The sequence below is a fragment of the Rahnella perminowiae genome (assembly GCF_019049755.1).
Taxonomy (GTDB): domain Bacteria; phylum Pseudomonadota; class Gammaproteobacteria; order Enterobacterales; family Enterobacteriaceae; genus Rahnella; species Rahnella perminowiae.
Window position 1 is genome coordinate 1 of the sequence record NZ_JAFMOS010000354.1, and the last position, 5,726, is coordinate 5,726.

General features: G+C 53.8%; 5 protein-coding genes. All 5 read right to left on the bottom strand.

What is annotated here, in order from left to right; all coding sequences use genetic code 11:
- Nucleotides 1-1,186 (bottom strand): glycosyl hydrolase family 28-related protein (locus J1785_RS04045; RefSeq protein WP_217218866.1); only part of this gene is annotated, 1,186 nt, incomplete at its 3' end.
- A gap of 254 nt (nucleotides 1,187-1,440) precedes the next feature.
- Nucleotides 1,441-2,139 carry an urea ABC transporter ATP-binding subunit UrtE gene (gene urtE, locus J1785_RS04050; protein ID WP_129953974.1) on the bottom strand — a complete coding sequence of 233 codons (699 nt, stop codon included), beginning with the start codon at nucleotides 2,137-2,139 and terminating at the stop codon, nucleotides 1,441-1,443.
- An 11-nt stretch (nucleotides 2,140-2,150) separates the two neighbouring features.
- Nucleotides 2,151-2,957 (bottom strand): urea ABC transporter ATP-binding protein UrtD, encoded by an 807-nt coding sequence (gene urtD, locus J1785_RS04055; RefSeq protein ID WP_205951600.1) that lies wholly within the window; start codon nucleotides 2,955-2,957, stop codon nucleotides 2,151-2,153.
- Nucleotides 2,957-4,030 (bottom strand): urea ABC transporter permease subunit UrtC, encoded by a 1,074-nt coding sequence (gene urtC / locus J1785_RS04060; RefSeq protein ID WP_129953972.1) that lies wholly within the window; start codon nucleotides 4,028-4,030, stop codon nucleotides 2,957-2,959. Before urtC ends, urtD begins: the two co-directional genes overlap by 1 nt.
- A complete protein-coding gene (urtB, locus tag J1785_RS04065) occupies nucleotides 4,030-5,607 on the bottom strand; it encodes an urea ABC transporter permease subunit UrtB (RefSeq protein WP_217218867.1) in 1,578 nt (525 codons plus the stop codon). Before urtB ends, urtC begins: the two co-directional genes overlap by 1 nt.
- Between the last annotated feature and the right edge of the window lie 119 nt (nucleotides 5,608-5,726).

Below are 5,726 nucleotides of genomic sequence, written 5' to 3' on the forward strand. Positions count from 1 at the left end.
ATGTGTAATATGTGGAAACCGCAGTGATAGCATTGCCAATATGGATGTTCTTAACGCTGCAATTCTTAGCGTTATTAAGTAGAATACCTTCAGATGACATTGTTCGACCTAAATCAGGTATGAATATGTCTGCAATTTCTATATTTTCAACTACATTTGTAGCAACCCCTGAACCATTAGCAGAACCAGGCGCCATTGGCTGAATTTGCTTAGCACATTTAATGGAGCAATCTGTAGAATTAGCTATGAATCCAATGGAGTAATAAGTTTTGTTTTGGTTAGGAGTAATGACATGTAAATTATAAGCATGGCATTCATAGTTCGAAGGCGTTTCTGGAGTGACGTCTGAACCAATTCCGATAAGCTGAGTCCATCCCTCCCCCCAGATATTATAAACAGAACAAAACTGACTATTTACCATATTTACACCATAGCCGCCATCAAGATTGGAACCGGTATATCGTGCAACAAGATATAAATCATGTACGGAACATTTCGACGATTGGACGAATTGTTGATTATCCCTTAAGAAGGCACCTAGGTTCGGGTTAACAAAAGATCTATCTGTAACGGATGCAAATGGGAATGTACCCGCGTTGTATGCAGTTATAGCTTTATCACGGTTGATTTCATTACTAGAACCAATAACGATACATCCGCGACCTTTTATCGCTAAGGTGGGGTTCTCCATGATGATGCGACAACTCGCTCCTGTACCAAAGAGCTCTGTATTACTGAATAAAAAAATAGGGTAAGTAAGCCGATATTCAACACCAGGGGTAGGTACAAATACTCTTCCTCCCCCCATCAGATGTGCTGCTGTAAGTGCACTTTGAAATGCTAAAGAATCGTCCGTAACACCATCGCCAACAGCTCCAAAAGCCATAACTGAAAGTGTCCCAACATTCGACTGATTAAGTGTGCTTAAAACACTTTCATCAAGCCCAAGATTAAATTCTACAGGATTTATTTCTGCTGTTAGAGCTGCGTCGATGTTCTTCGCGGTGTAACCCAGCATCTCTGTTTCATCATTGTTTTTAGGTATAAGGATTGCTTCAGTTATTGATCGAACAGCCGAGACTTGCTGTAGTGACACGTCTTTCTCCGAAACCCCATTTAGGAAATTTACTTCTGTAATGATGCCGGAAAAGTTGCAATACTCTTGCTGAGTTAGCCGTAGTTTCATTGAATTCACTCTCCTAAATGATGATCTTCAGACACCGATAGCGTCTTTACGTTTATTCAATTGATGCAATACATATCGAGCATCAGTCGAACCACACTCATTATGAGTAAAGGAATTCACTGGGCCTATTATTACCGGAGGTGCCAGAGACAGCACAATAAAGTCTCTCCTGGCTCAGAGAGGTGCTTGTCATCACAGCGGCGACTGTTATCTATAGTTTCGGCATAATTGCCATGATATCCAGAAATACAAAATTAAATCGCCACCAGCCCCCGAACTCCTTCCGCCTCCATTTCTGCCCCGCGACCGCGTTTCACAATGCTGCCGCGCGACATCACCAGATAGCTGTCGGCCAGAGCGGCAGCGAAATCATAGAATTGTTCAACCAGCAGGATCGCCATGTCACCCCGGGCGGCGAGTTGTTTGATCACTGCGCCGATTTCCTTGATCACCGATGGCTGAATGCCTTCTGTCGGTTCGTCGAGGATCAGCAGGCCCGGCTTACAGGCCAGCGCGCGGCCGATTGCCAGTTGCTGCTGCTGGCCGCCGGACAAATCCCCGCCACGGCGATGTTTCATTTCCAGCAGGATCGGGAACAGGTGATAGATTTCATCCGGCACCTGCTTTGCCGCACTGCCGGAGAAACGCGATAATCCCATCAGCAGGTTTTCTTCCACCGTCAGGCGCGGAAAAATTTCGCGTCCCTGCGGGACGTAAGCGATCCCTGCCTGCACGCGCTGGTGCGGTTTGCGGTTATTGATCACCTGATCCTGCCAGCTGATGGTGCCGGACTTCGCCGGAATCAGTCCCATCAGGCACTTGAGCAGTGTAGTTTTCCCGACACCATTACGCCCGAGCAGGCAGGTGACCTCACCGATTTTTGCCTCGAAAGACAGGCCGCGCAAAATGTGGCTGCCGCCGTAAAACTGATTCAGTTCATTTACCTGCAACATAATGCGATTCCTCAGCGTCCTAAATACACGTCGATGACCTGCTCGTTGGCCTGCACTTCACGCAGCGAGCCTTCAGCCAGTACCTGGCCCTGATGCAGCACGGTGACGTGGTCAGCGATGGTTTCCACAAACCCCATATCGTGCTCGACTACCATCAGCGAATGTCTGCCCGCCAGTTGTTTGAACAACTCGGCGGTGTATTCGGTTTCGGCATCAGTCATGCCTGCCGCCGGCTCGTCGAGCAGCAACAGATGCGGCTCCTGTACCAGCAGCATGCCGATTTCCAGAAACTGTTTCTGGCCATGCGAAAGCAGGCCTGCTGGCCGGTGGCGTTCCGCTGCCAGGCGCAGCGTACCAAGCATTTCATCAATGCGGTCACGCTGTTCGCTGTTCATTTTGGCACGCAGACAGGCCCATACCGATTTATGGGTTTTCTGCGCGATTTCCAGATTTTCGAATACGGTCAGTGCTTCAAATACGGTCGGTTTCTGGAATTTCCGCCCGATGCCGGACTGCGCAATCTGCACCGGATCCAGCTTCGTCAGATCGGTACGCTGATCGTAAAAAACGCGGCCGCTTTGCGGTTTAGTTTTGCCGGTGATGACATCCATCAGCGTGGTTTTTCCCGCGCCGTTCGGGCCGATCACACAGCGTAATTCACCGACGCCGATGTTCAGCGACAAATTGGTCAGCGCCTTAAATCCGTCAAAACTGACGTTGATGTTTTCCAGTTGCAAAATCGGGTCAGTTTGTTCGCGATGCCGGTCCGCCAGCTGCGGCCGGGTAAACAGGTCTTCGGTCATGTTGAGCGGATCCATCAGGATTTCCTCTTGCGCAGCAGGCCAATCACACCTTGCGGCAGGAACAGCGTCACCAGAATAAACATGCCACCGAGCACAAATTGCCAGTATTCGGGAATGGCGACGGTGAACCAGCTTTTCGCGCCGTTGACGATGCCTGCGCCAATAATCGGGCCGATCAGCGTGCCGCGTCCGCCGAGGGCCACCCAGATAGCCGCTTCGATGGAGTTGGTCGGCGACATTTCACCCGGGTTGATAATTCCGACCTGCGGCACATACAGCGCACCCGCCAGGCCGCATAGCATGGCGGAAATTGTCCAGACGAACAGCTTGAAGCCTTTCGGATCGTAGCCGCAGAAAATCAACCGGTTTTCTGCGTCGCGCACCGCCGTCAGCACGCGGCCATATTTACTGCGCGCCAGCGCAAAGCCGAGCGCCAGACTGGCGACCAGCACCATAACCGTGGCTAAAAATAATCCCACGCGGGTACCGGTAGCGGTAACCGGAAAGCCGAGCAGGGTGGTGAAACCGGTGAAACCGTTATTGCCGCCGAAGCCGGTTTCATTGCGGAAAAACAGCAACATACCGGCGTAAGTCAGCGCCTGCGTCATGATCGAAAAATAGACACCTTTGATTTTTGAGCGGAAGGCGAAATAACCGAAAACAAACGCCAGCGCGCCGGGCACCAGTACGATCAGACACAACGCCCACGCAAAATGCTGGGTACCCGCCCAGAACCACGGCAGCTCCGTCCACGACAGAAACGACATAAAATCCGGCAGTCCGCTGCCTGCGGCCTGCCGCATTAAATACATGCCCATCGCATAACCGCCAAGGGCGAAAAATAACCCGTGGCCGAGCGACAGCAAACCGGCGTAACCCCAGACCAGATCGAGCGCGATCGCCACGATCGCGTAGCAGAGGATCTTGCCGATCAATGTCAGCGTATAGGTGGAGATCGCCAGCGGATTACTGGCGGGCAACAGCGCCAGAAACGGCATCACAATCAGACCGATAAGCACCAGCGTGCCCACCGAAATCGCAATCTTTGGCGCTTTTTGTACGCCGGTAATCGTCAGAGGCTGGCTCATCAGTCAATCACCCTGCCTTTGAAGGCGAAGAGTCCCTGAGGACGTTTCTGAATAAACAGGATAATCAGCGCGAGGATCAGGATTTTCCCCAATACCGCGCCGATCTCCGGCTCAAGAATTTTGTTCACGATGCCCAGCCCAAAAGCCGCCACCACGGTACCGGCCAGTTGTCCGACACCGCCAAGCACCACGACTAAGAAGGAGTCGATGATATAGCCCTGGCCGAGTTCCGGGCCGACATTGCTGAGCTGCGATAATGCCACGCCGCCTAAACCGGCAATGCCGGAACCAAGGCCGAACGCCAGCATATCGACGCGTCCGGTCGGTACGCCGCAGCAGGCTGCCATGGCGCGGTTTTGCGTCACGGCGCGTACGTTCATGCCCAGCCGGGTTTTATTGAGCAGCAACCAGGTCAGGCCGAGCACCAGCAATACGAAGATGATTACCGCGATGCGGTTGTACGGCAGCACCAGATTTGGCAGCAACTGAATGCCGCCGGAGAGCCAGCCGGGGTTCGCCACTTCGACGTTTTGCGCGCCAAACAGCATGCGCACGCCCTGGATGAGGATCAGGCTGATGCCCCAGGTTGCCAGCAAGGTTTCCAGAGGGCGTCCGTATAAATGGCGGATGACGGTGCGCTCCAGCGCCATGCCAATCCCGGCGGTAATGAAAAAGGCCACCGGCAGCGCGACCAGCGGATACAGCGCCAGCAGACCCGGCGCGTAGTGCTGAAACAGCGACTGCACCATATAGGTCGAATAGGAGCCGATCATTAACATTTCGCCGTGCGCCATGTTAATCACGCCCAGCAAACCGTAAGTGATCGCCAGACCGAGCGCAGCCAGCAGCAGAATCGAGCCGAGCGACAAACCGGTAAACGCCTGCCCGAGCAAATCGCCAATCATCAGGCGATGCTGCACCGCTTTCAGGCTGGCGAGCGCGGCGTTGCGCACCGTAGCGTCAGGCTCGGTTTTCGGATCCGTCAGGCTTTGCAGACGGCCTTGCGTGTCCGGATCGCCCGACGTGCCGAGCAGTTCAACGGCCTTCAGGCGCACCTGCGGACGGGTATCGGCCAGCTGTAAATTCGCCAGCGCGATGGAAAGGGCGTCGTGCACCGTGCTGTCCTTTTCCAGCTCAAGACGACGGGTCAGCAGCGACAACTGATCGGCCTGCGCTTCGCGTTGCAGAGATTTGGCGGCCTGCAACCGGACGGCGCTGTCTGTGCTCACCAGACGGTGTGCGGAAAGCGCATTGGCAATCAGGATACGCAGACGGTTATTCAGCCAGACTTTTTTGACTTCGCCCTGCGGCTTCACGTCACCTTCCAGCGGTGCCAGCTGATCACCCTTTTGCACAAACGCATGTTTCGCTTCGTCGGTGACGACGTTTTCCTGCTTCAGTGCTTCGAGCAGGGGCAGTCTTTCCGGCTGCGGATCGGCCGCCCATTGCTGTAATAACGTGGCCTGCTGGCTGCGGCTGGCGGCAGCAAAGTCATTCGCCGCCCCCGCCACGGCCAGAAGCGGAAGGCAACCAAGCAGGAAAACCAGTGGCCTGAAGTGAGATAAAAAATGCGTCATGATGTTTTCCTGTTGCCCGGAGTTCGTTGCTAAACCCTCTCCCCAGTCCCCCCCTTCGCAAGGGAGGAGTGAAAAGCGCCGATCTGCTCCCTCCCCTGCGAAGGGGAGGGTTGGGATGG